21 protein-coding genes are annotated in these 22,638 nt (G+C 74.3%); 17 read left to right on the top strand and 4 right to left on the bottom strand.

The window, feature by feature from the left end:
* The first annotated feature begins 7 nt into the window (after positions 1 to 7).
* From ACFWJB_RS26350 to ACFWJB_RS26300, 11 genes are all read left to right on the top strand, one after another.
* The gene (locus tag ACFWJB_RS26350; RefSeq protein WP_385470054.1) at positions 8 to 352 is read left to right on the top strand and encodes a gas vesicle protein; all 345 of its coding nucleotides are present in this window, start codon (positions 8 to 10) and stop codon (positions 350 to 352) included.
* Complete coding sequence (locus tag ACFWJB_RS26345; RefSeq protein ID WP_385470052.1) at positions 349 to 1,197, top strand: GvpL/GvpF family gas vesicle protein; 849 nt, start codon at positions 349 to 351, stop codon at positions 1,195 to 1,197. Before ACFWJB_RS26350 ends, ACFWJB_RS26345 begins: the two co-directional genes overlap by 4 nt.
* Before the next feature lie 35 nt (positions 1,198 to 1,232).
* Entirely contained in the window at positions 1,233 to 1,442 is a 210-nt protein-coding gene (locus tag ACFWJB_RS26340) for a gas vesicle protein (RefSeq protein ID WP_055421623.1), read from the top strand.
* On the top strand, positions 1,439 to 1,729 hold the full coding sequence (locus ACFWJB_RS26335) for a gas vesicle protein K (RefSeq protein ID WP_385470050.1): 291 nt from the start codon (positions 1,439 to 1,441) through the stop codon (positions 1,727 to 1,729). The genes ACFWJB_RS26340 and ACFWJB_RS26335 overlap by 4 nt, the downstream gene beginning before the upstream one ends.
* Before the next feature lie 94 nt (positions 1,730 to 1,823).
* The gene (locus ACFWJB_RS26330; RefSeq protein WP_385470048.1) at positions 1,824 to 2,921 is read left to right on the top strand and encodes a substrate-binding domain-containing protein; all 1,098 of its coding nucleotides are present in this window, start codon (positions 1,824 to 1,826) and stop codon (positions 2,919 to 2,921) included.
* A gap of 117 nt (positions 2,922 to 3,038) precedes the next feature.
* Complete coding sequence (locus ACFWJB_RS26325) at positions 3,039 to 4,370, top strand: ABC transporter substrate-binding protein (protein ID WP_385470046.1); 1,332 nt, start codon at positions 3,039 to 3,041, stop codon at positions 4,368 to 4,370.
* A gap of 25 nt (positions 4,371 to 4,395) precedes the next feature.
* Positions 4,396 to 5,385: a carbohydrate ABC transporter permease gene (locus tag ACFWJB_RS26320; RefSeq protein ID WP_385470044.1), complete on the top strand. Its 990-nt coding sequence runs from the start codon at positions 4,396 to 4,398 to the stop codon at positions 5,383 to 5,385.
* Complete coding sequence (locus tag ACFWJB_RS26315) at positions 5,382 to 6,245, top strand: carbohydrate ABC transporter permease (protein ID WP_385470042.1); 864 nt, start codon at positions 5,382 to 5,384, stop codon at positions 6,243 to 6,245. The genes ACFWJB_RS26320 and ACFWJB_RS26315 overlap by 4 nt, the downstream gene beginning before the upstream one ends.
* Positions 6,242 to 7,282, top strand: a complete 1,041-nt coding sequence (locus tag ACFWJB_RS26310) for a hydroxyacid dehydrogenase (RefSeq protein ID WP_386925236.1) — start codon at positions 6,242 to 6,244, stop codon at positions 7,280 to 7,282. Before ACFWJB_RS26315 ends, ACFWJB_RS26310 begins: the two co-directional genes overlap by 4 nt.
* Positions 7,279 to 9,168, top strand: coding sequence for a DUF2264 domain-containing protein (locus tag ACFWJB_RS26305; protein ID WP_386925234.1), 1,890 nt, complete (start codon positions 7,279 to 7,281; stop codon positions 9,166 to 9,168). The genes ACFWJB_RS26310 and ACFWJB_RS26305 overlap by 4 nt, the downstream gene beginning before the upstream one ends.
* A 337-nt stretch (positions 9,169 to 9,505) precedes the next feature.
* On the top strand, positions 9,506 to 11,785 hold the full coding sequence (locus tag ACFWJB_RS26300) for a catalase (protein WP_386925232.1): 2,280 nt from the start codon (positions 9,506 to 9,508) through the stop codon (positions 11,783 to 11,785).
* A 55-nt stretch (positions 11,786 to 11,840) separates the two neighbouring features.
* Here ACFWJB_RS26300 and ACFWJB_RS26295 read toward each other — a convergent pair whose 3' ends face one another.
* Positions 11,841 to 12,722 carry a YegS/Rv2252/BmrU family lipid kinase gene (locus ACFWJB_RS26295; protein WP_385470034.1) on the bottom strand — a complete coding sequence of 294 codons (882 nt, stop codon included), beginning with the start codon at positions 12,720 to 12,722 and terminating at the stop codon, positions 11,841 to 11,843.
* A gap of 72 nt (positions 12,723 to 12,794) precedes the next feature.
* Positions 12,795 to 14,390 (bottom strand): FAD-binding oxidoreductase, encoded by a 1,596-nt coding sequence (locus tag ACFWJB_RS26290; RefSeq protein WP_386925230.1) that lies wholly within the window; start codon positions 14,388 to 14,390, stop codon positions 12,795 to 12,797.
* A 71-nt stretch (positions 14,391 to 14,461) separates the two neighbouring features.
* Here ACFWJB_RS26290 and ACFWJB_RS26285 point away from each other — a divergent pair, with 71 nt between their 5' ends.
* Positions 14,462 to 15,079, top strand: coding sequence for a TetR/AcrR family transcriptional regulator (locus ACFWJB_RS26285; protein WP_386925228.1), 618 nt, complete (start codon positions 14,462 to 14,464; stop codon positions 15,077 to 15,079).
* Positions 15,076 to 16,659, top strand: a complete 1,584-nt coding sequence (locus ACFWJB_RS26280; protein ID WP_386925226.1) for a glycerol-3-phosphate dehydrogenase/oxidase — start codon at positions 15,076 to 15,078, stop codon at positions 16,657 to 16,659. The genes ACFWJB_RS26285 and ACFWJB_RS26280 overlap by 4 nt, the downstream gene beginning before the upstream one ends.
* 71 nt (positions 16,660 to 16,730) lie before the next feature.
* Here the strand turns inward: ACFWJB_RS26280 and ACFWJB_RS26275 are convergent, their stop codons facing one another.
* Positions 16,731 to 16,997: a hypothetical protein gene (locus ACFWJB_RS26275; protein WP_385470058.1), complete on the bottom strand. Its 267-nt coding sequence runs from the start codon at positions 16,995 to 16,997 to the stop codon at positions 16,731 to 16,733.
* A gap of 162 nt (positions 16,998 to 17,159) precedes the next feature.
* Between ACFWJB_RS26275 and ACFWJB_RS26270 the strand changes: the two genes are divergently transcribed.
* Positions 17,160 to 17,525 carry an STAS domain-containing protein gene (locus ACFWJB_RS26270; RefSeq protein WP_385470027.1) on the top strand — a complete coding sequence of 122 codons (366 nt, stop codon included), beginning with the start codon at positions 17,160 to 17,162 and terminating at the stop codon, positions 17,523 to 17,525.
* 25 nt (positions 17,526 to 17,550) lie between these two features.
* Here ACFWJB_RS26270 and ACFWJB_RS26265 read toward each other — a convergent pair whose 3' ends face one another.
* Positions 17,551 to 17,979 (bottom strand): ATP-binding protein, encoded by a 429-nt coding sequence (locus ACFWJB_RS26265; RefSeq protein WP_386925223.1) that lies wholly within the window; start codon positions 17,977 to 17,979, stop codon positions 17,551 to 17,553.
* Between the two features lie 358 nt (positions 17,980 to 18,337).
* Between ACFWJB_RS26265 and ACFWJB_RS26260 the strand changes: the two genes are divergently transcribed.
* The 3 genes from ACFWJB_RS26260 (at position 18,338) to ACFWJB_RS26250 (ending at position 22,594) form a co-directional block, all read left to right on the top strand.
* Positions 18,338 to 18,766 (top strand): VOC family protein, encoded by a 429-nt coding sequence (locus tag ACFWJB_RS26260; protein ID WP_385470023.1) that lies wholly within the window; start codon positions 18,338 to 18,340, stop codon positions 18,764 to 18,766.
* 208 nt (positions 18,767 to 18,974) lie between these two features.
* Positions 18,975 to 21,713, top strand: coding sequence for a SpoIIE family protein phosphatase (locus ACFWJB_RS26255; RefSeq protein WP_386925221.1), 2,739 nt, complete (start codon positions 18,975 to 18,977; stop codon positions 21,711 to 21,713).
* 41 nt (positions 21,714 to 21,754) lie between these two features.
* On the top strand, positions 21,755 to 22,594 hold the full coding sequence (locus tag ACFWJB_RS26250) for a chitosanase (RefSeq protein ID WP_386925219.1): 840 nt from the start codon (positions 21,755 to 21,757) through the stop codon (positions 22,592 to 22,594).
* Positions 22,595 to 22,638: the final 44 nt, after the last annotated feature.

Raw genomic sequence — 22,638 nt, 5'->3', positions numbered from 1 at the left:
GTACGCAGTGACGGACGTCGACCACCGGTACGCGGAGCTGGACACCGAGCTCTGCGCCCCCGCCTCGGGCAGCCTGGCGGACCTGCTCGAGCGGGTCCTCGACAAGGGCGTCGTGATCGCCGGGGACATCAAGATCGACCTGCTCGACATCGAGCTGCTCACCATCCGGCTGCGGCTGTTCATCGCCTCGGTGGACACCGCGAAGAAGGCCGGCATCGACTGGTGGGAGACCGACCCGGCCCTGTCGTCCCGGGCCGCACGGGACGAACTGGCCGAGGAGAACGCGCGGTTGCGGGCCCAGCTCGACGCCCTGGCGGAGGCCGCCGGGGAGACGGCGGGAGCCGTCCGGTGAGCGGGCCTCCGGCCGGCCCCGGCGCGCCCGGCCTCGTCTGCGCGTTCGCCGTCACCCGCACTCCGCCGGACGCCGCCGCCCTGGCCGCGGTGACCGGTCACGAGGAGGGCGGCCCGCTGCGCGTGCTGCACGCGGACGGCCTGTGCCTGCTGGTCCAGGACGTCCCCGCGGCGCTGTTCGGCGACGAGGCGCTGGCGGAGCGGCTGGGCCGGCCCGAGGACCTGGAGCGGTGCGCCCGTGCCCACCACCGGGGCGTCGAGGCCGCGGGCGGGCGGGGCCGGTCCGTCGTCCCGCTGCCGATGGCGACGCTGTACCACGGCGAGGAGAGCGCGCGGCAGGCGGTCGCCTCGCGCGCGGCGGTCCTGGACGCGCTGCTCGACCGCCTCCAAGGCCGTACGGAGTGGGCGGTGAAGGTGCACGCCGCCACGCGGACCGCCGCCCGGGCCGGCGACGACACCGGCTCGGGGGCGAGTGGGCGCGCCTACCTGAGCCGGGCCAGCGCACAGCGGCGCGACCGCCGGGACGCGCAGGCGAAGGCCCTGGCCGAGGCGGAGGCCGTCGACGCGGAACTGCGGCGGTACGCCGTCGCGGCGACCCGGCACCGCCCGCAGAGCGACCGGCTGACGGGCCGCAGCGCACCGCAACTGCTGAACGTCGCCTACCTCGTGGAGGACGCGGAGGGCGCGGCCTTCACGCGCGCGCTGGCCGCGCTCACCGCGGACCGCCGGTACTCCGCCGTCGAGATCGGCGCCTCGGGTCCCTGGATCCCCTACTCCTTCGCCCGCTGGGACGAGGAGGCGGACCCCGCCCGGCGGGAGCACGCGGAGCCGGGGGTGCGGCCGTGACCTCCGTGGACACCCGTACGCCGGGTCCCGCTCCCGTGCCCTGGGGCGGGCCCGAGCCGTACGCGCCGGTCGGGGTGCCCCTGGTCGACCTCCTGGACCGGGTGCTGGCGACCGGTGTCGTGGTCAGCGGGGACCTGGTCCTGGCCATCGCCGACGTGCCACTGGTGCGGATCTCCCTGCACGCCCTGCTGTCGTCGGTGAACGAACGCGTGCCCGCCCCGTGGCCGGACAGCGGGCCGCTGTGACGACGCCCCGCGCCCACCTCGACCTGGACCCCGAGCGGGTCACGAACGACCTGGCCGCGCTGGTGCTCACCGTGGTGGAGCTGCTGCGGCAGCTCATGGAACGCCAGGCCGTGCGCCGCTTCGACGAGGGCACGCTGAGCGCGGAGCAGGAGGACCGGCTCGGCACCGCGCTCATGCTGCTCGACCGGCGCATGGACGACCTGTGCGCGCAGCACGGCCTGAGCCGCAGCGACCTCAACCTCGACCTGGGCCCGCTGGGCCCGCTGCTCGCGGATCCCGGACCGTAGCGTCCCGTGTTCCCGAGGAACGCACACCCGCCAGGAGCGATCGTTATGATGACGGCGAATCGCTCAAACGAACATCTGCGGGTGGGGAGTACTGATGCGGGAGCCGGTCGATGTCAGGCGGCAGCGGATCCTGGCGGCGGTCCAGGCGCGCGGCACCGCGCGGGTGCGCGACCTCGCCGACGAGTTGCAGGTCTCGGTGGTGACGGTCCGCCGGGACGTGGAGGAGCTGACGCGGGAGGGCAGGCTGCGCCGCGGGCACGGCGTCGTGCGCTCGACGCTGCCCGCTCCCGAGGTGCCGGCCGGTGACCTCGCCGACGGCGACCGGGTGGCCGTGGTCGTGCCGGAGCGGCACTCGTACCTGACCGAGACGCTGCACGGCGCCCGCACGGTGCTGGAGGAGGCGGGCGTGCGCCTCGCGCTGCACATCGCGCCCCAGGCGGCCGGCGCCGAACGCCCGCTGGTCGAGCGGGCCCTGGAGGACGGCGCCCGGGGGCTGCTGCTCGCGCCCCGGTGGAGCAGCCTGGCCGCCGAGGAGGGCGACTACGCGTGGCTGGCGGCGCTGGACGTGCCGACGGTGCTGATGGAGCGGCGGCCGCGGCGCGGCAGCGCACCGCACGTGCTGGACTCGGTGTGCTCGGACCACTGGTACGGGGCGCACCTGGCCGTGGAGCACCTGGTGGGGCTCGGCCACCGGCGGATCGTGTTCGCGACCCGGGACGACAGTCCGACGGCGCGCACCCTGCGGGCCGCGTTCGCCGGGATCGCCGGGGCGCACCCGCTGGTGGAGCACTGGACGTGGGCGCTGAGCGCGCCGGAGTCGGGGGCCGAGGGGCCGTACGCGGCGGAGGAGACGGCCGAGCTGCCGGTGCTGCTGAGCAGGACGGGGGCGACCGGTGTCGTGCTGCACGGGGACGTGGACGCGCTGATGATCGTGCAGCGGCTGGCGGACCGGGCGGTGCGGGTGCCGGAGGACTGCTCGGTCGTGGCGTACGACGACGTGGTGGCCGGGCTCGCCATGCCTCCGCTGACGGCCGTGGCCCCGCCCCGTGCGGAGGTCGGCCGGGTGGCCGCCGAGCTGCTCCTCGAGCGGCTGCGGGAGGCGGGCGGGCGGCCCGCGCGGCGCGTGGAACTGCTGCCCCGGCTGATGGTGCGCGGTTCGACCCGGCGAGCGGCCGACACACTGAGCGTTTGAGCGTTTTATTTTCCTCTGATCGATCTATTGACCGTTTGTGCTGGGCCGGTCCAGGATTCCCGTGTCCCCAACAGCCGTGCCCCGAGCCGCGGGCACGCAGGAGCCGTGGGAGCCGCCATGCCCGGACGACCCAGTCGTCGCTCCGTGCTCGCCGCGATGGCCGCCGTACCCCTGACAGGAGCCGCAGGCGCCTGCAGCGGGGGGAACGGCGCCTCGTCGGCCCGCACGGGCACCACCACACACATCACCTTCTGGTCCGCCCTGCGCGGCAGCCAGGAGGTGGTCGACGCCTTCAACCGCACGCACCGCTCCATCAGGGTGGAGTTCCAGCAGATCCCCTCCGGCGGACAGGGCGGCTACGCCAAGCTGAGCAACGCCGCCCGGGCCGGCAACGCGCCCGACGTCGCCACCATCGAGTACCCGCAGGTACCGGGGTTCGCCATCGACGGCGTCGCCCGCGACATCACCGACCTGATCGGCGACGGGCTGCGCCGCAAGCTGCTGCCGCAGGCACTCGGCCAGACCACCTTCGAGGGCCGGGTGTTCAGCGTGCCGCTGGACGTGGAGCCCATGGTGATGCACTACCGCGCCGACCTGTTCGACCGGCACGGTCTCCGGGTGGCACGCACCTGGGACGAGTTCGCCGAGCAGGCCGCCGCCGTGCGCCGTACCGCGCCGGGGCGACGGCTGGTGCTGTTCCCCACCGACGGGATGACCCAGTTCGCGGCGTACGCCTGGCAGGCGGGCGCCCAGTGGTTCGACACGTCGCGCGGCGCCTGGAACGTCTCCCTCGCCGACGCGCCCTCCCGGCGCGTCGCCGACTACTGGCAGCGGCTCATCGACCGGGACGACGTCTTCATGAACGCCGTGGAGAGCAGGCAGTCCGACGCGCAGCTCGGCAACGGACTGGTGCTCACCCGGCTCAGCGGCGCCTGGGACGCGGGCGCCCAGATGAACGCGCGGCCCGGGCAGAAGGGGCAGTGGCGGATCGCCCCGATGCCGCAGTGGGACACCGGCAGCCCGTCCGTCGGCATGCACGGCGGCTCCACCTTCGCCGTCACCAGGGACAGCCGCCACCCCGAGGCCGCCATGGAGTTCATCGAGTGGCAGGTGTCCCACCCCGACGCCCTGCGCGCCCGCCTGTCCAGCGGCACCAGCAGCCAGTATCCGGCCGCTCCCGGACTGGTCACGGTGGGACGCGAGGCCTTCGACCGGTCCTACTACGGCGGACAGGACATCTACGGCCTGTTCGAGCAGGAGGCCGAGAAGATCGGCGAGGGCTGGCTCTGGGGCCCGCGGATGAGCGCCACCCAGAAGGTCATGCAGGACTCCTTCGCCCGGGTCGGCGCCGGCCAGGGGTCCCTGACCGAGTCGCTGCGCACGGCGCAGGAGGGCACCATGCCCGACCTCAAGGCCCTCGGCCTGTCCACCACCCAGCACAGCACCTGAGCCGACGAAAGGCAGGTGACACCCCATGACCACGACCACCCCGCCCCGGGTGCCGGCCGGCACCGCGCGCGCCGCCGGTCCGGAGCCGTCCGCCCCGGGCCTGCGCGCCCGCAGAGCGGCCGCACGCCGCCGGCTGGCCGCGTGCGGCGTCCTCATGACGCCGTTCTTCGTCCTGCTGGTCACCGTCTTCCTGATCCCCGTCGGTACGGCCGTCCACCTCAGCTTCTTCAGCGACGACCAGCCCGGCCTCGGATTCGGTCCCGAGCGCACCGTCTTCGTCGGACTGCGCAGCTACGCGGCCGTCCTGACCGACCCCACCTTCCTCGGCGGACTCGGCACGGTCGCGCTCTACTGCCTGATCTACATCCCCCTCATGGTCGTCGGCGCGCTCGCCCTCGCCCTGCTGCTCGACTCGGGCGTGGTGCGGCTGCGGGCCTTCGCCCAGCTCGGCCTGTTCCTGCCGCACGCCGTGCCGGGCATCATCGCGGCCCTGATCTGGCTGTACCTGTACACGCCGGGCATCAGCCCGGTGATCGACCTGTTCGCCCGCGCCGACATCACGATCGACTTCCTCGGCATCCACACGGTGATCCCGTCGATCGTGAACATCGCGCTGTGGAGCAACCTCGGCTACAACATGGTCGTCTTCTACGCCGCCCTGCAGGCCGTGCCCCGCGAGGTGATCGAGGCGTCGGTGGTCGACGGCGCCGGTCCGGTGCGCACCGCACTGCAGGTCAAGACGCCGCTGGTGCGGGCCTCGATCGTCATGGTCGCCATCTTCACCCTGATCTGGGCGCTCCAGCTCTTCACCGAGCCCATGCTGCTCAGCCAGTCCTCCCCCATGATCAGCTCGCGTTTCTCGCCGAGCATGTACATCTACGACGCGGCGTTCACCCGCAACAACTACGGCCTGGCGGCGGCCGCCTCGGTCGTCCTGCTCGTCTGCACCATCGCCCTGTCCTACGGCGTCACCCGCTTCACCAGCCGCGCCGACTCCGCCGAGGAGGCCCGATGAGCGCCACCGACAGCTCACTGCTGCGCCCGGGACTGCTGGGCCGCGCGACGGTCAACGTGGTCGTCGCGATCTCCGTCCTCTACACCCTGCTGCCGGTGCTTTGGCTGGTGCTCGCCACCACGAAGAGCCGGGACGCGCTGTTCAGCAGCGACCTGCTGTCGCTGAGCGACTTCTCCTTCGCGCAGAACCTGCGGGACCTGTTCGCCATGGACGGCGGGCTGTACGGCCGCTGGTACCTCAACAGCCTGCTGTACGCGGTCCTCGGCGCCGCGCTGGGCGCGCTGCTGAGCGTCGCCTGCGGCTACGCCTTCGACAAGTACCGCTTCCGGCACAAGGAGAAGCTGTTCGGACTGGTGCTGGCGGCGGTCATGGTGCCGCAGACCGTCCTCGCGCTGCCGCTGTACCTGATGGCGTCGGCGGCCGGCCTGGTCAACACCTTCTGGGCGGTGTTCGTCCCGGTGCTGTTCAACCCGTTCGGCGTCTATCTCGGCCGCATCTTCAGCCGGGGCTACGTGCCCGACGAGGTGCTGGAGGCGGCGCGCGTGGACGGCGCGGGCGAACTCACCACGTACGTGCGGGTGTCGCTGCGAATGCTCGGCCCCGGACTGGTCACCGTCTTCCTCTTCCAGCTCACGGCGATCTGGAACAACTTCTTCCTGCCCATGGTGATGCTGTCCGACCAGGACCTGTATCCCGTCAGCCTCGGCCTGTACCAGTGGAACAGTTCGGCGTCCGTCTCGCCGGAGTACTACCCGGTGGTCGTCATGGGCTCGCTGCTGGCCGTGCTGCCGCTCATCCTCGCCTTCGTCCTGCTCCAGCGCTTCTGGCGGAGCGGGCTGACCGCCGGAGCCGTCAAGTGACCTCGCACGCCCCCGACACACCCGGCCGCGGATCCCGGCCCCGGGCCGCCGTGGCCATGTCCCGGGACGCCGCCGCGGCCGTCCTCGACCCCGAGTCGCTCGGCGCCCTGGGCCGGATCTGCGACCTCGCCCCGCTGCCCGCCCTGGACGACCTGTCCACCCCGCGCGCCAGGTCGCTCCTGGCCGACGCCGAGCTGCTGGTCACCGGCTGGGGCTGCCCGCCGCTGGACGCCGAGGTGCTTCGGGCGGCGCCGCGGCTGCGGGCCGTGGTGCACACCGCGGGCAGCGTCCGCGGACATGTCACCGACGCGTGCTGGGAGCGCGGGGTCGAGGTCTCCTCGGCCGCCGCGGCCAACGCCGTTCCGGTGGCCGAGTACACCCTCGGGATGATCCTGCTGACCGGCAAGCAGGTGCTGGAGCGGGCCCGCGACTTCCGGCTGTCCCGCACCCGCGGCAACTGGCTGCACACCCCGCGCCGCGTCGGCAACTACCGCCGCACGGTGGGCCTCCTGTCGGCGTCGCTGATCGGCCGCCGGGTCGCCGAGCTGCTGCGCCCGCACGACCTCGAGGTCCTGCTGCACGACCCTTATGTCAGCGACGCCGACGCCACCGCGCTCGGTGTCGAACGCGTCGGGCTGACGGAGCTGTTCGCGCGCTGCGACACCGTCAGCGTGCACACGCCGCTGCTGCCCGAGACCCGCGGTCTGGTCAGCCGTGCCCTCATCGACGCGATGCCGGCCGGGGGCGTGCTGATCAACACCTCCCGGGGCGCGGTCGTGGACCAGGAGGCGCTCACCGACGCCGTCCTCGCGGGCCGCGTCCGGGCCGTGCTGGACGTCACCGACCCCGAGGTGCTGCCGCCGGACCACCCGCTGTGGGACTGCGAGAACGCGCTGATCACCCCGCACCTCGCCGGTTCCGAGGGCAACGAGTGGCGCCGCCTGGCGGACCTCGCCCTCGCCGAGACCGCCCGCTGGGCGTCCGGTGCCGGCTTCCTCCACCCCGTACGACGCGAAAGGCTGGCGTTCCTGGCATGAGCATCCCCTTCGAACTGCCCACCGAGGACCGTGCGCTGAGCCCGTACACGGGTTACACCCGCGCCCACTGGGAGGCCGTCGCGGACGGGCTGCTCTGGGCGGCGTGGCGCTGGAGCACGCCGGGCCGCGCGCTGCTCGACCTGCCGGGCCGGCCCTCCCGCTCGGGCGTGCGCTCCGACGGCCTCGAGGGCTTCGCGCGGACGTTCCTGGCGGCGGCGTTCCGGGTGGCGGGAGCCGGCGGCGACGATCCGCACGCCTGGCTGGACCGCTACGCGCGCGGCCTGGCCTCCGGCACGCTCACGCCCGGCCGCGACGACGGCGAGTCCTGGCCGCTGATCCTCGACCACGACGTGCAGGGCCAGCCGATGGTGGAGTCGGCGTCGGTCGCGCTCGGGCTCCGGCTGACCGCGCCGTGGCTGTGGAAGAACCTCGACGCCGGGGTGCAGGACCGGGTGGAGGAGTGGCTGCGCGGGGCACTGCGGCACGTTCCGGCGCCGAACAACTGGTATCTGTTCCCGTACACGGTCGCCGGGTTCCTCGAGTCGGTCGGCCGCGGTGACGCCGGGACGGCCGCGGCCCGGCAGCGGGCGCTGGAGCTGATGGAGGGCTGGTACCGGGGCGGGGGCTGGTACGCCGACGGCGACGGACGCGCCTTCGACCACTACAACGGCTGGGCGCTGCACCTGTACCCGGTGCTCGACGCCCACCTCGGCGGCGACGGCGGCCTCGCCGAGCGGTACGGGGGCCGGCTGCGCGCCCACCTCGACGGGTTCGCGTCGACGTTCGGCGCGGACGGGGCGCCGCTGCACTTCGGCCGCTCCCTGGCGTACCGGTTCGCCGCCTCCTCGGCGGTGGGCCTCGGTGCCCTGACCGGGTACACGCCGCTGGCTCCGGGCGTCTCGCGGCGGCTTGCCAGCGGCAGCCTGCGGTACTTCCTGGAGCGCGGGGCGCTGACCGACGACGGGCTGCTCAGCCTGGGCTGGCACGGGCCGCACGAGGCGACGCTCCAGCCGTACTCCGGCCCGGCGTCCCCCTATTGGGCGTCCAAGGCGTTCGTGTCGCTCCTGGCGCCGGCCGATCACCCGCTGTGGACGGCCACCGAGGAGCGGGCGCCGGTCGAGGAGGCCGACCGGGTGCTGGCCCTGCCCGCGCCCGGGCTGCTGGTGCAGTCGACGCGCGACGACGGCATCGTCCGGCTGCACAACCACGGCAGCGACCATGTCCGGCCGCACGAGGGCGAGTCGGCCGCCGGGGACGACCCGCACTACGGCCGGCAGGCGTACTCGACCCGGACCGGCCCGACGGCACTCGGCAACGTCGCGGACAACCACCTGTCGGTGGAGGTGAACGGCCGGGGCAGTGTGCGCCGCCGGATCCGGCCGCTCGGCGCGGGGCACGGCGACGGCTGGGGCTGGGCTGCGTCCTGGCACCGGCCCGTCTTCGCCGGCGGACCCCCGATGGTGCCCGGGCTGCGGGTGGAGAGCGTGACCGTGGCGCGCGGGCCGTACGAGCTGCGGGTGCACCGGGTGACCGGCGCCCCGGCCGGGACCCGCCTCACCCACACCGGGTGGGCCACCGGTCCCGACGAGCCACTGGTGTCGGCGCTGCACGGCCTGCACGGCTGGAGTGCCGAACCGGAGACCGTGCGCGCACCGCAGGGCACCGCCTACGTGCCGTGGGCGGAGGTGCCCCGGCTGTCCGCCGGCGCGGGCGGCACCTCGCTGCACGTCTGCCTGGCCGCGCTCACCGGTGAACCGGGCCCCGGTCCCCTGGCGGACGCCGTCACGGAGGTCGTGGCCGACGGCACCGGTGTCGAGGTGGTCTGGGCGGACGGCGGCGCGCGTACGCGGGTCTCGTTCGCCCCGCTGGAGGTCACGCACGGGTGACCCCGCGCGGCCCGAGGCCCCCGTCCGGCAGCCGGCCGGCCGGGGGCCTCCCTCGTGCGCACGCCTCCGGTGGCGCGCCGGTCCCCGGCCGGTGACGCTGGTACGGCCCCCGGCGCGAAGGAGTCCCCATGCACAAGGCGTCGCGCGCCGTGCTCGGTCCACCCGTCGTGTCCGCGGAGCGGCCGTCGTCCCCGCGAACGGGGCCCGCTCGTCCCGCCGCGAACGCGCATGCCTTGAGTCCGGGTGGCTGGGTACGCGGTCACGGCCCACCACGGCAGTCGGTATTCGAGGACGACCGGCCGCGTGCAGCGGTCCGCCCAGAACGGAGAAAAGGCTGATGAGCGAGGCCAACCCCCTCAAGCGGGTAGCCCACAAGGTCACCGATGCCCTGCAGGGAGAGGGCGGCGGGCCGGCGGACGGGGTGCCCGGCAAGCCCGCCCCCGAGTCGCCCCCGGTCGCCGAACCCACCACTCCCCGCGAGCCGCTGCCGCCCAAGCCGGACCAGAGCGGTCCGGCCACCGTGTCGCCGACCGGCCAGCCGACCGGTGCCGACCAGGCCCGGGTCGCCCAGTCCGGGAGCTATCTGACGAACGCACAGGGCACACGGCTGTACGACACCGACCACTCGCTGAAGGCGGGGCCGCGCGGGCCGGTCCTGCTGCAGGACCATCACCTGCGCGAGAAGGTCATGCACTTCGACCACGAGCGCATCCCGGAGCGCGTGGTCCACGCCCGGGGCGCGGGCGCGCACGGGGTCTTCCAGAGCTACGGCACGGCGGCCTCGGTGACGAAGGCGGGGTTCCTCGCCGCGGACGTGGAGACGCCGGTGTTCACCCGCTTCTCCACGGTGGTCGGCTCCCGCGGATCCGCGGACACCGTGCGGGACACCCGGGGTTTCGCGACGAAGTTCTACACCAGCGAGGGCGTCTTCGACCTCGTCGGCAACAACATCCCGGTCTTCTTCATCCAGGACGCCATCAAGTTCCCGGACGTCGTGCACGCCGCGAAGCCGCACCCCGACCGGGAGATCCCGCAGGCGCAGAGCGCCCACGACACCTTCTGGGACTTCGTCTCGCTGCACACCGAGGCGACCCACCACACCATCTTCTTCATGGGCGACCGCGGCATCCCGCGCTCCTACCGGATGATGGAGGGCTTCGGCGTCCACACCTTCCGGCTGGTCAACGCCGAGGGCGCCACGACGCTGGTGAAGTTCCACTGGAAGCCCAAGCTGGGCGTGCACTCCCTGGTGTGGGACGAGGCGCAGATCATCAACGGCGTCGACCCGGACTTCCACCGCCGCGACCTCGCCGACGCCATCGAGGCGGGCGCGTACCCGCAGTGGGAGCTGGGCATCCAGACGTTCCCCGACACCCCGGAGCAGACCTTCGAGGGCATCGACCTGCTGGACCCGACGAACATCGTGCCCGAGGAGCTCGCCCCGGTGCAGCCGGTCGGGCTGCTGACCCTGAACCGCAATCCGTCCAACTTCTTCGCCGAGACGGAGCAGGTCGCGTTCCACGTCGGTCACCTGGTGCCGGGCATCGACGTCACCGACGACCCGCTGCTCGCCGGCCGCCTGTTCTCCTACCTGGACACGCAGCTCACGCGCCTGGGCGGCCCCAACTTCCCGCAGCTGCCGATCAACCGGCCGCAGGCGCCGGTCAACGACATGCTGCGCGACGGCATGCACCAGACCGCGGTGCACCGGGGCGTGGCGCCGTACCGCCCCAACTCCCTGGACGGCGGTTGCCCGTTCACGGCCGGCGCGGACATGAGCGCGTACATCGAGGCACCGGTCCGGATCCCGGAGGCGTCGAAGGTGCGGGAGGCGCCGGAGTCCTTCGCGGACCACTTCAGCCAGCCGCGCCGGTTCTGGCTGAGCATGAGCCCGGTGGAGCGCGAGCACATCATCGGCGCCTACACCTTCGAGCTCGGCAAGTGCTACGAGCAGGCCATCAGGGAGCGCACGCTCCAGGTGCTGGCCAACATCGACCCGGAGCTGTGCGCGGGCGTCGCCGAGGGCCTCGGTCTGCCCGCTCCGGAGCCGACCGTGCCCCTGGCCGACGTCGAGCCCAGCCCGGCGCTGTCCCAGGTCGGCGGGACCTGGCCGACCGAGGGCCGTGTCGTCGGCATCGTGACCAGCGGGGCCGACCTGGAGGGTGTGACGGCCGTGCGGGAGGCGGTGCTGAGCGCCGGCATGGTGCCGCTCGTGGTGGCGCCGACGGGCGGCACCCTGGGCTCGGGCGACGCGGCGGTGACCGTCCAGCGCAGCTATGTCACCGCACGGTCGGTGGAGTTCGACGCCGTCCTGGTGGCGGGCACGCCCGCGATGGGCGGCGACGCGTACACGCCGCGGGACTACAAGGCGGCGCCGGCGCCCACGGGTCCGGGGTCGATCGACCCGCGGGTGAGCCTGCTGGTGTCGGAGGCGTTCCGGCACGGCAAGGCGATCGGCGTCTGGGCCGGCGGCGAGACGGCCCTCGAGGCATCGGGTGTGCCCGCCGACGCCGCGGGCGTGGTCGTCGCCGACTCGGGCACCGCCGCGCTGGAGCGGGTCACGCGGCTGCTGGGATCGCACCGGGTGTGGGAACGCTTCACCACTCCGCGGGGCTGATCCGCGAGGCCCCCGGGGCCGGTCGCCGAGGTCGGCGGCCGGCCCCGGCGCGTGTTCAGCACAGGACACGCAGCGCTCCGGGCAGCACCCTCGCCGTGACAGGGACGACGGCCTCCACCTCCCCGTCGGCGCCGTAGGGCACGGCCCGGTCGGCCTCGATGCGGACCTCCTTCCCGCGCAGCACCTGCACCTGGGGCCGGTGGACGTGGGCGCCGGAGGCGAGTTCGTTCATCAGGGCGAAGAACAGCCGCCGCGGCGCGTGCCGGATCATCACGACCTCCAGCAGTCCGTCGTCCACCCGGGCGGCGGGCGCGATGAGGCGGTTGGACCCGTAGTAGCCGGAGTTGGCGGCGACCACGGTGTAGCCGGTGAAGGCGTGCTCCTGTCCGTCGACGGTGACCCGGTAGCGGGCCGGGCGCCAGGTGGTGATCGCGCGCAGCGCGCCCACGTAGTAGGAGGCGGTGCCGCGCAGCAGACGCGCGTGGTTGGCATGACGGTTGGCGAGCGCGTCGACCCCCGCGTAGACGCTGCCGAGCACGACGGTGCGGTCGTGGACGGCGGAGGCGACCTCGATGGTGTCGACGGGGCGCGGCTCGCCGCGCAGCAGCAGTTCGGCGAGGGCTTCGGGCTCGGCGGGCAGGCGCAGCGCGCGGGCGAAGTCGTTGCCGCGGCCCGCCGGGACGAGTCCCAGCACGGTGCCGGTGCCGCTGAGGGCGCCGCCTATCCCGCCGGCCATCCCGTCCCCGCCGACGGCGAGCACGACCCGGCCCTGCCGCCCGGCCTGCCGGGCGACGTCCCGGGCGTGCGCGAGGCTGCGGCTGTACTCGGTCTCCAGTCCGGCGCCCGCCTCCCGCAGCAGCCGGGCCACCCCGAGCAGCGCGGCGGCCGAGGTGGCGCCGCCCGCGGTGGGGTTGACGACGGCGGTGAACTGTCGCATCGATGTGCCTCCGGGCAGACGGATGGTGCCGGACTCTTGTCTCACGGGACCGACGGGTGGCCGGCCGGGGGGTCAGTCGCCGGGCAGGAGGACGCCCGGGTTGAGCAGCCCGGCCGGGTCCAGGCGCCGCTTGACGGCGCGCAGGGCCTCGATGCCGAGTGGGCCCGCCTCCCGGAGGTACCAGTCGCGGTGGTCGGTGCCGACCGCGTGGTGGTGGGTGATGGTGCCGCCGGCGTCGAGGATCGCCTCGTTGGCGGCGTGCTTGGCCCGGGTCCAGTGGGCCACGGCGTCGTCCCCCTGGGCGGAGACGACGGTGAAGTACAGGGAGGCGCCGTTCTCGTACACGTGCGAGATGTGGCACATGACCAGCGGAGGGGTGCCGGCCTCGGTGAGCGTCGCGGTGAGCGCGTCGCGGACGGCCGTGTACAGCGCGGGGATCCGGGACCAGTAGGCCGCCGTCTCCAGGGTCTCGGCGAGCGCCCCGGCGTCCAGCAGTGAGTCGCGCAGATAGGGCGCGGAGTACCGGCCGTGCGCCCACCGTTCCCCCGGTTCGCCGCCGGCGGACGTGCCGCCGCACTCGGCGAGTACGGCGGCCGCCGTCCCGCGGCGGTGCGCGGTGTCCTGTTCGGTGCCCTCGAAGCCGACGATCGCGAGGCAGCCGGCGTTCCCTCCGGCGAGGGAGGCGCCGATGGCGTCGGGCTGGGCCAGGCCGATCAGGGTCTCGGTCTCGTCGGACAGCCGCAGCACCGTCGGGCGCGGGCCGTCCTGGGCGAGCCGGCGCAGGGCGGCGGCGCCCTCGTCGAAGGAGGCGAAGCGCCAGCCCTCGTAGCGGCGGACCTCCGGCACCGGCCGGAGGCGCACGGTCACGGAGGTGATGACGCCGAACGCGCCTTCCGAACCCAGCACGAGCTGGCGCAGGTCGGGGCCGGCCGCCGAGCGGGGGGCGCGGCCCGTGTCAAGGGTGCCCTCGGGGGTGGCGAGGGTCAGGCCCAGCACCATGTCGTCGAAGCGTCCGTACCCGGCGGAGGCCTGCCCGCTGGAACGGGTGGCGGCGAAACCGCCGATGGTGGCCCACTCGTAGGACTGCGGGAAGTGACCGAGGGTGTAGCCGTGCCCGGCGAGCAGGGCCTCGGCCTCGGGGGCGCGCAGGCCGGGTTGCAGCGTGGCGGTGCGGGAGACCGGGTCGAGGTCGAGCAGGCGGTTCATGTGCCGCAGGTCGAGGGCGACGAAGGGGCCCGGCCGGCCGGGGGCGAGGCCGCCGACGACGGAGGTGCCGCCGCCGAACGGGACGAGCGCCAGGCCGTGTTCGGCGCAGGCCCGCATGACCGCGAGCACCTCGTCGTGGCCGTCGGGCAGGACGACGGCGGCCGGGGTGTCGCGGACGTCGCCCCGGCGCATGCGCAGCAGGTCGGGGGTGGACTTGCCGCGGGTGTGGCGGACGCGGGCCTCGGCGTCCGTGCGCACGCGGTCGGCGCGGTCGCCGACGGCGGCGAGCAGGGCGCGGCGGGCCGGGTCGTCCAGTGCGGCCGGGAGCTCGATCTCCTCCAGGCGGACGGACTCGGCGTCCTTCTCCTCGACACCGAGCAGATCGCGCAGCAGCCCGGTCACGGTGTCGGGCAGCGGCGTCGCCCGGGCCGGATCGCCCCAGCCGTTCCACAGCATGTCCATTGCCTGTCGTCCTCACCGGTCGATTCGGGGGATGCCGCCCGCGCGGCCTCACTGGCGTTACACTGTTACACATGACGCCCAACCGTCACAACAGCTCGAGCCGGCCGAACTCCTCGGACAACGACACGGTGCTCGACGCCGTCCGCGACTGCGTCCTGGCCGTCGGCGTCCGCCGCACGACCATGACCGATGTGGCCCGCCGCGCCGGTGTCTCCCGGATGACGCTCTACCGGCGGTGGCCCGACGTGCGGTCCCTGGTCGGCGACCTGATGACCCGCGAGTGGATCGCCGTCGCCACGGGGGCCGTCCCCGAGTCCCGGCCCGGCCTCGCCACCCGCCCCCGCGTGGTCGAGGGGCTGGTGACCGGAGTGGAGGCGTTCCGCGCCCACCCGCTCTTCCGCAAGATCGTCGACGTCGATCCCGAGCTGCTGCTGCCCTACGTCCTGGACCGGCGCGGGGCCAGCCAGGAAGCCCTGCTGGAGCTGCTGGCCGCCCAGTTGCGGGAGGGGCACGCCGACGGCTCGGTACGGGTGGCGCCCCCCGAGCGGCAGGCGCGGTCGGTGCTGCTGGTCGTGCAGTCCTTCGCCCTGTCCCTGCGGACCATGACCGACGAGGACGACCCCGACCTGACCGCCGCGGCCCTCCTCGCGGAGCTGCGGACCATCCTCGAGAGGACCCTCACCCCATGAGCCCCACCAGCAGCCCCGCCGCGGGTGCCGCCCTGTCCGCCGCGCGGCGCTCGCGGGAACTGACCGACACCGTCGGCGGTCCGGCCGTCGACGTCCTGGTCGTCGGCCTCGGCGCGACCGGCGCCGGCGCCGCCCTGGACGCGGCCGCCCGGGGTCTTGGCGTCGTCGCCGTGGACGCGCACGACCTGGCGTTCGGCACCTCCCGGTGGAGCTCCAAGCTGATCCACGGCGGACTGCGCTACCTCGCCTCCGCCCAGCTCGACGTCGCCCACGAGAGCGCGGTGGAGCGCGGGGTGCTGATGGAGCGCACCGCCCCGCACCTGGTGCGCGCCCAGCCGTTCGTACTGCCGCTGACGCCGCTGGTCTCGCGCGCGCAGGCCACGCTGGCCTGGGCGGGGTTCCGGGCCGGCGACACGCTGCGCCTCGCCGCGCGCACGGCCCGGAGCACGCTTCCCGCGCCGCGCCGGCTGTCCGCCGTGGAGACCCGCCACCTCGCCCCGGCGCTGCGCCCCGCCGGGCTGCGCGGCGGCCTGCTGTCCTGGGACGGCCAGCTCACCGACGACGCCCGGCTGGTCACCGCCCTGGCCCGCACCGCCGCCGCGCACGGCGCCCGCGTCCTGACCCGGGTGCGGGCCCTCGAGCTCACCTCGTCCGGCGCCCTGATACGCGACGAGGTCACCGGCGAGACGGGCGAGATCCGCGCCCGCGCGGTGATCAACGCCGCCGGGGTCTGGGCCGGCGGCCTGGTGGACGGCATCCGGATCCGGCCCTCCCGCGGCACCCACCTGGTGCTGCGCGCGGAGCACCTCGGCCCGCTGCCCGCCGGACTGCACGTCCCGGTCCCCGGGGAGACCAACCGCTTCGTCCTCGTCCTCCCCCAGGGAGACGGCCGGGTCTACGTCGGGCTGACCGACGAGCCCGTGGACGGCCCGGTGCCGGACGTCCCCGAGGTGCCGGAGACCGACATCGGCTTCCTGCTCGACGTGCTCGGCTCGGTCCTGGACGTGCCCGTCCGCCGCGAGGACGTGGTCGGCGCCTTCGCGGGCCTGCGTCCCCTCCTGGACACCACGCCGCCGGACCGGCCCGGCGCCGGGGACCGGACCGCGGACATCTCCCGCAGGCACGCCGTGCTCACCTCGCCGGAGGGGGTGACCACCGTGGTCGGCGGCAAGCTCACCACGTACCGGCGCATGGCCGAGGACGCCGTGGACGCCGCCGTCGCCGCCCGCCGCCTCGCCGCCGGGCCCTCCACCACCGACGCCCTGCCACTGGTCGGCGCCGCGGCGCCGCACGTCCTCGCCGCGCTGCGGGCACCGCGCCGCCTGGTGCAGCGCTACGGCACGGAGGCGCCGGCCGTGCGGGCCCTGGCCGGCCTGGACCCCCGGCTCGGCGAGCGCGTGCTGCCCGGCCACCCCGTCACCGGGGCGGAACTCGTGTGGGCCCTGCGTCACGAGGGGGCCCTCGACGAGGCCGACCTGCTCGACCGGCGCACCCGCATCGGGCTGGTGCCCGCGGACCGGGCCGCGGCGCTGGCCGCCGTACGCGACCTCGTCGGCGAGACCCTGTCCCGGCAGGGCTGAGCCGGCCCTCGGGCCCCGGCCGCGCGGGCGCGCGGCGGGGACCGGGACCGAGGGCGGGCGTCAGCTCCGGGTCACCCGTCCTGGACGGCCTTGCGGACCTTCGCCTCGAGCTTGTGCCGGGACTGCCCCTCCTCCTTGACGTACTCAGTCATCGCGGTCTGCGCGTCCCGGTCCAGGTCGCGCCATGCCCGCACGGCGGTCTCGTACATGTACGACTGCCGTCGGGTCCACTCCTGCTGCGTAGGAGGCCCGTACGAGTCGCGCAGCTCCTCGACCCGGTGCTGTGCCTGGTCCGCCGCGCGGCGCTTCTGCACGAGCTCTTCGAATGTGTGATCCACCACATCTCGACGGTAGTCAGAGGACGGCCGTCGCGCGCGTCGAGGCCGTCCCGGCCCTTTCCGGACCCCTTCCGGTCTGCACAAGTGGCCCACACAAGCTTCGAAGGGCCTTAACATCGACCCACCAACGACGGCCGGGCATATGCGAGAGGTGAGGAAAGCGTGGCGGACATCGAGGGAGCGGCAGTACCCGAGCGGCTGCTGATCACCCGTACCACCACGGGCGGCGACGTCAGCGTCGTCAGCCTCGCCGGAGAAGTGGATCTCGACGGCAGCAGTCAGCTCCTCGACGTCCTGCTGTCCTGTGTGCAGACGGCACCAGGCACGGTGGTCGACTTCTCGGAGGTCGCCTTCCTCGACTCCAGCGGCATCAACGTGCTCATCTCCGCCCACCAGGCCGCCGAGTCCCGGGGCGTGTTCTTCCGGCTCGCCGCGCCGCAGCAGGCCGTCCTGCGCGTCCTGCAACTCGTCGGGGTGGACACGCTGATCGCCTGCTACCCCACCGTCGAGGAAGCCCTGGCCGCCTGAGGACCGGCCCCCTGGTTCGGCCCGGTCACCGCAGCGGCAGCCGCGCGGAGACGGTCTTGCCGGTCGCGTGCGGCCTGGTGACGACCTCGTCGCACAGCCGCGTCACGATCTCCAGGCCGTGCCGGCCGATCCGCAGGGGATCGCCGGGCAGGAACGCGGGGAATCCCTCCCCCGAGTCCGACACCGCGATCTCCACCCCGTCCTCCACCAGCGTCAGCACCAGCCGGCACGGGCCCGGCGCGTGCCGGAGCGCGTTCGTCACCAGTTCGCTGGCCACCAGGCGGGCGGAGTCCAGGAAGGTGTCGGCCATGTCCACGCCGGCCTCGCGCAGGCGGGCGACGAAACCCTGGACGACGTCCCGGGAGGCAGGGATCATCGCCGATCCGCCCCTGAACTCCACCACGGTGGCCGTGGCAGGGGCGTCGGCGGCCTCGCGTCTGTGCGCCGGAGTCATACAGAGCCTCACCGTCCGGTCCGGGGCCGAGGAGTGGAAGCGAAGGCCCGCGCTGTTTCACGATACGCACCGAACCGGCTCTGCCCCTTCCTTTGCCCCAACTTCCGTTGCCCACAGCCCATTCCGGACGGAACACGGGGCCCGGGCAACACCGGAAACGGCGTTGCCCCGGCCCACTACGGGCGGTAACGTCGGCCAGGTGACTGCCGGGTCGGCCATGGGCCACGCACGAGAGAGGGTCCCGGCCCCGGCATGAGCACGCGGGCCCGCGGCCCGCCCCTGTCTCCGCGTCCACGTTCCAGGTGCCCGCACACCGGGCGCCGCCCCCTCGGACCCGAGACCCGGAGATCTTCGAACCATGCCCGACAGCCGGCAGCACCCGCGCTCCCCCGAACCGCCGACCACGACCGTGCGGCTCGACCACACCGCCGTCCTCGCCCGCGACCGGCGGCTTTCCGCCGAGTTCCTCGCCGCGATCCTGGGACTGGAGGTCGGCGCTCCGTTCGGCCCGTTCCTGCCCGTCGACCTCGGCAACGGCGTCACCCTCGACTACTACGAGATGCGGGACGAGCCGATCCAGCCGCAGCACTACGCGTTCCTCGTACCCGACGAGGGGTTCGACGGCATGCTCGCCCGCCTCGAGGCGGTCGGCGTCACGTACTACGCCGATCCCCCGCACACCGAACCCGGCCGGATCAACCGGCTGTTCGGCGGCCGGGGCGCCTACTTCGACGATCCGGACGGCCACAACATGGAGATCATGACCCGGCCCTACGCCCGGCCCTGACAGCCCCGCGGCCGGGTCCGGACACCGCGCCCCGGCCCCTCCCGGCCTCTCGCGGGCCCGGGAGGGGCCGGCGGATCGACGCCGGTCGCGCACCACCCGGACGGGCGTACCGGGCCCGCGGGGACGGTCACCGGGAGGCCGCCGTCCCCGCGGACGCCCCTCGCTTCACGCGGCCCGGCAGTGTAGACATGGGCACATGGTCCGACTGATGGGTCGCTCGGGAGAGCGGTCACCCCGTCGTCCCGTCGGTTCGCTCGCCCGGCAGCGGGAGGCGGACCGGTCACGGCGGGCAGCGGCCGGGGGGCGGCGGGGACGAGTCGCGGCTCTGCGGTCGGCGCTGTCCGGGCGCAGTGTCGCCGGACAGGTCTTCGTGCTGAACGTGGTCATCGTGCTGCTGCTCGTCGTGACGGCGGCGGTCTCGCTCGTGCTCCAGGTGCAGCACGACAGCACGGTGGAGGCCCGCAACCGGTCGGTCGCCGTGGCCGCGACGTTCGCGAACGCCCCGGGCACGCGCGCGGCACTGCGCAGCCCCGATCCCACGGCGGTGCTCCAGCCGCGGGCCGAGGCGACGCGCAAGGCGACCGGCGTGGACTTCGTCGTCGTCCTCAACACCGAGGGAATCCGCTACACGCATCCGGTGCCCGACCGCATCGGCAAACAATTCGTGGGGAACATCGAGCCGGCCCTGAAGGGGCGGACCGTGACCGAGGAGGTCGACGGCACGATCGGCCGGCTGGTCCAGGCCGTGGTGCCGGTCGAGGAGCCGGACGGCAAGGTCGTCGGCCTGGTCTCGGCTGGCATCACGACGGAGAACGTGGGCGGGACCGTGGACCGGCAGCTGCCGCTGGTGCTGCTCACCGCGGGCATCGGGCTCGCCCTGGCGACCGCGGGCACGGCACTGGTCAGCCGGCGCCTGCTGCGGCAGACGCACGGGCTGGGCCCGCGCGAGATGACCCGGATGTACGAACACCACGACGCGGTCCTGCACTCCGTCCGCGAGGGAGTGCTGATCGTCGGCGGGGAGGGCAGGCTGCTGCTCGCGAACGACGAGGCGCACCGCCTGCTCGACCTGCCCGCCGACGCCGAGGGCCGGCATGTCCTGGACCTCGGTCTGCCCGCCGACACGGCGCGGCTGCTGGACTCCGGACGGGTCGCCACGGACGAGGTCCACCTGGTCAAGGACCGGCTGCTGGCGATCAACCTGCGGCCCACGGACGAGCGGGGCGGACCGCCCGGCAGCGTCGCCACCCTGCGCGACTCCACGGAGCTGCGGGCCCTGTCCGGCCGTGCCGAGACCGCCCGGGAGCGGCTGGAGATGCTGTACGACGCCGGGGTGGGCATCGGCACCAGCCTGGACGTCACCCGGACCGCCGAGGAACTGGCGGAGCTCGCCGCGCCCCGGTTCGCGGACTACGTCACCGTGGACCTCTTCGACTCCGTGCTCCGCGGCGGCCAGCCGGAGGCGGTCACCCCGCTGCGCCGCACCGCGCTCAGCGGCGTGGACGCGAAGGCGCCGCTCTACCCGGTGGGCCGGCAGATCCGCTTCGTGGCCTCCTCCCCGCAGGGCCGGACCCTGGACACCGGCCGGCCCGTCCTGGAGCCGGACCTCGGCCGGGCCGCGGGCTGGCAGGCGCAGGACGTCGAGCAGGCCGCCCGGATACTGGAGTACGGCATCCACTCGCTGATCACCGTGCCGCTGCGCGCGGGCGCCCTCGTGCTCGGGGTGGTCGGCTTCTGGCGTTCCCGGCGGCCCGAGCCGTTCGACGACGACGAGCTGGCGCTCGCCGAGGAGCTGGTCGCGCGCGCCGCCGTCTCCATCGACAACGCGCGCCGCTACACGCGCGAGCACGGCATGGCGGTCACACTCCAGCGGAGCCTGCTGCCCCGCCGGATGCCGGAGCAGAACGCCCTGGACGTCGCCCACCGCTACCTGCCCGCGCAGGCGGGGGTGGGCGGGGACTGGTTCGACGTGCTGCCGCTCTCCGGGGCCCGGGTCGCGCTCGTGGTGGGCGACGTCGTCGGCCACGGGCTGCTCGCCGCGGCCACCATGGGCCGGCTGCGCACCGCGGTCCACAACTTCTCCGCGCTGGACCTGCCGCCCGACGAACTGCTCACCCTGCTGGACGAGCTGGTGGCCCGGATCGACCAGGACGAGACCACCGAGGACGGCAGTGCCCCCGTCACCGGCGCGACCTGCCTCTACGCGATCTACGACCCGGTCGCCGGCACCTGTGTGATCGCCCGGGCCGGTCACCCGCCGCCCGCGCTGATCCGGCCGGACGGCACCGTGGAGTTCCCCGAGGTGCCCGCCGGTCCCCCGCTGGGCCTGGGCGGTCTGCCGTTCGAGACCGCCGAACTGCGCCTGGCGGAGGGCAGCCGGCTCGTGCTGTACACCGACGGGCTCGTGGAGGACCGGGAGCACGACATCGACGTCGGACTCGAACAGCTCCGCAGGGCCCTGGAGACCGCCGGCGACTCGCCGGAGGACACCTGCCGGACCGTCCTCGACGCCCGGCTCCCGGACCGGCCGGGCGACGACATCGCCCTGCTCGTCGCCCGCACCCGCGTACTGGGCCCGGACCGGGTCGCCGAGTGGCCGGTGCCGTCCGACCCGGCCGCCGTGGGCGAGGTGCGTGCCCAGGTCACCCGTCGGCTGGCGGAGTGGGGGCTGGACGAACTGGCGTTCACGACGGAGCTGATCCTGAGCGAGCTGGTCACCAACGCGATCCGGTACGGCGGCGAGACCGTGCACGTACGGGTGCTGCGCGACCGCAGCCTGATCTGCGAGGTGTTCGACAGCAGCAGCACCTCACCGCACCTGCGCTACGCGGCCATGACCGACGAGGGCGGGCGGGGACTGTTCCTCGTGGCACAGCTCGCCGAGCGGTGGGGCACCCGCTACACGCCCGACGGCAAGGTCATCTGGGCGGAGCAGCCCATACCCTGACGGGACCGGCGCCGTCCGCCGGCCCGAGACCAGGAGCATCCGTGAACCACCCGTCCCCCGATCCCGCGCGCCGCCGGGGCGTCCTGCGTCGCGCCCTGACCGCCCTGACCTCCGCGTCACCGGCGGCGGCGATCCCCGGCCTGCGGCCGTCGCGCGCGGCGCCCGGGCGTCCGGCGGGGCTGGCCGACCCGGCGAAGAAGGAGATCGCCATGCGCCTGGTGTCGAGCGCCGAGAACTCCTCGCTCGACTGGAAGGCGCAGTACGCGTACCTCGAGGACATCGGTGACGGCCGCGGCTACACCGGCGGCATCATCGGTTTCTGCTCGGGCACCGGCGACATGCTCGGCCTGGTGGAGCTCTACACCGACCGCAGGCCCGGCAACGTGCTCGCGCGCCATCTGCCCGCGCTGCGCGCGGTGGACGGTTCCGACTCGCACGAGGGGCTGGACCCGGACTTCCCGGAAGACTGGCGCCGTGCCGCCCGCGACCGGGAGTTCCGCCGGGCACAGGACGACGAACGCGACCGCGTGTACTTCGGCCCGGCCGTCCGACGGGCCACCGGGGACGGTCTCGGAACGCTCGGCCAGTTCACGTACTACGACGCGATGGTGATGCACGGCGGCGGCGACGACCCGGCCGGCTTCCCCGCGATCCGTGAACGGGCGATGCGCCATGCCAGGACCCCGGCCCTCGGCGGCGACGAGGTGGCCTATCTGCACGCCTTCCTCGACGCGCGGGTGCGGGCGATGAGGCAGGAGGCGGCGCACAGCGACACCAGCCGGGTCGACACGGCGCAGCGGGTCTTCCTGCGCGAGGGCAACCTCGACCTCGATCCGCCGCTGCGGTGGCGGGTGTACGGCGACAGCTACCGCATCGACTGAGGCCGCCGGGCACCGCGATGGGCCGCGGAGAGAGCGTACAGCGT

The organism is Streptomyces sp. NPDC127100 (assembly GCF_042724095.1).
Classification (GTDB): domain Bacteria; phylum Actinomycetota; class Actinomycetes; order Streptomycetales; family Streptomycetaceae; genus Streptomyces.
Note: the sequence above shows the minus strand (reverse complement) of the source record. Positions and strands in the feature narration are given on the sequence as shown.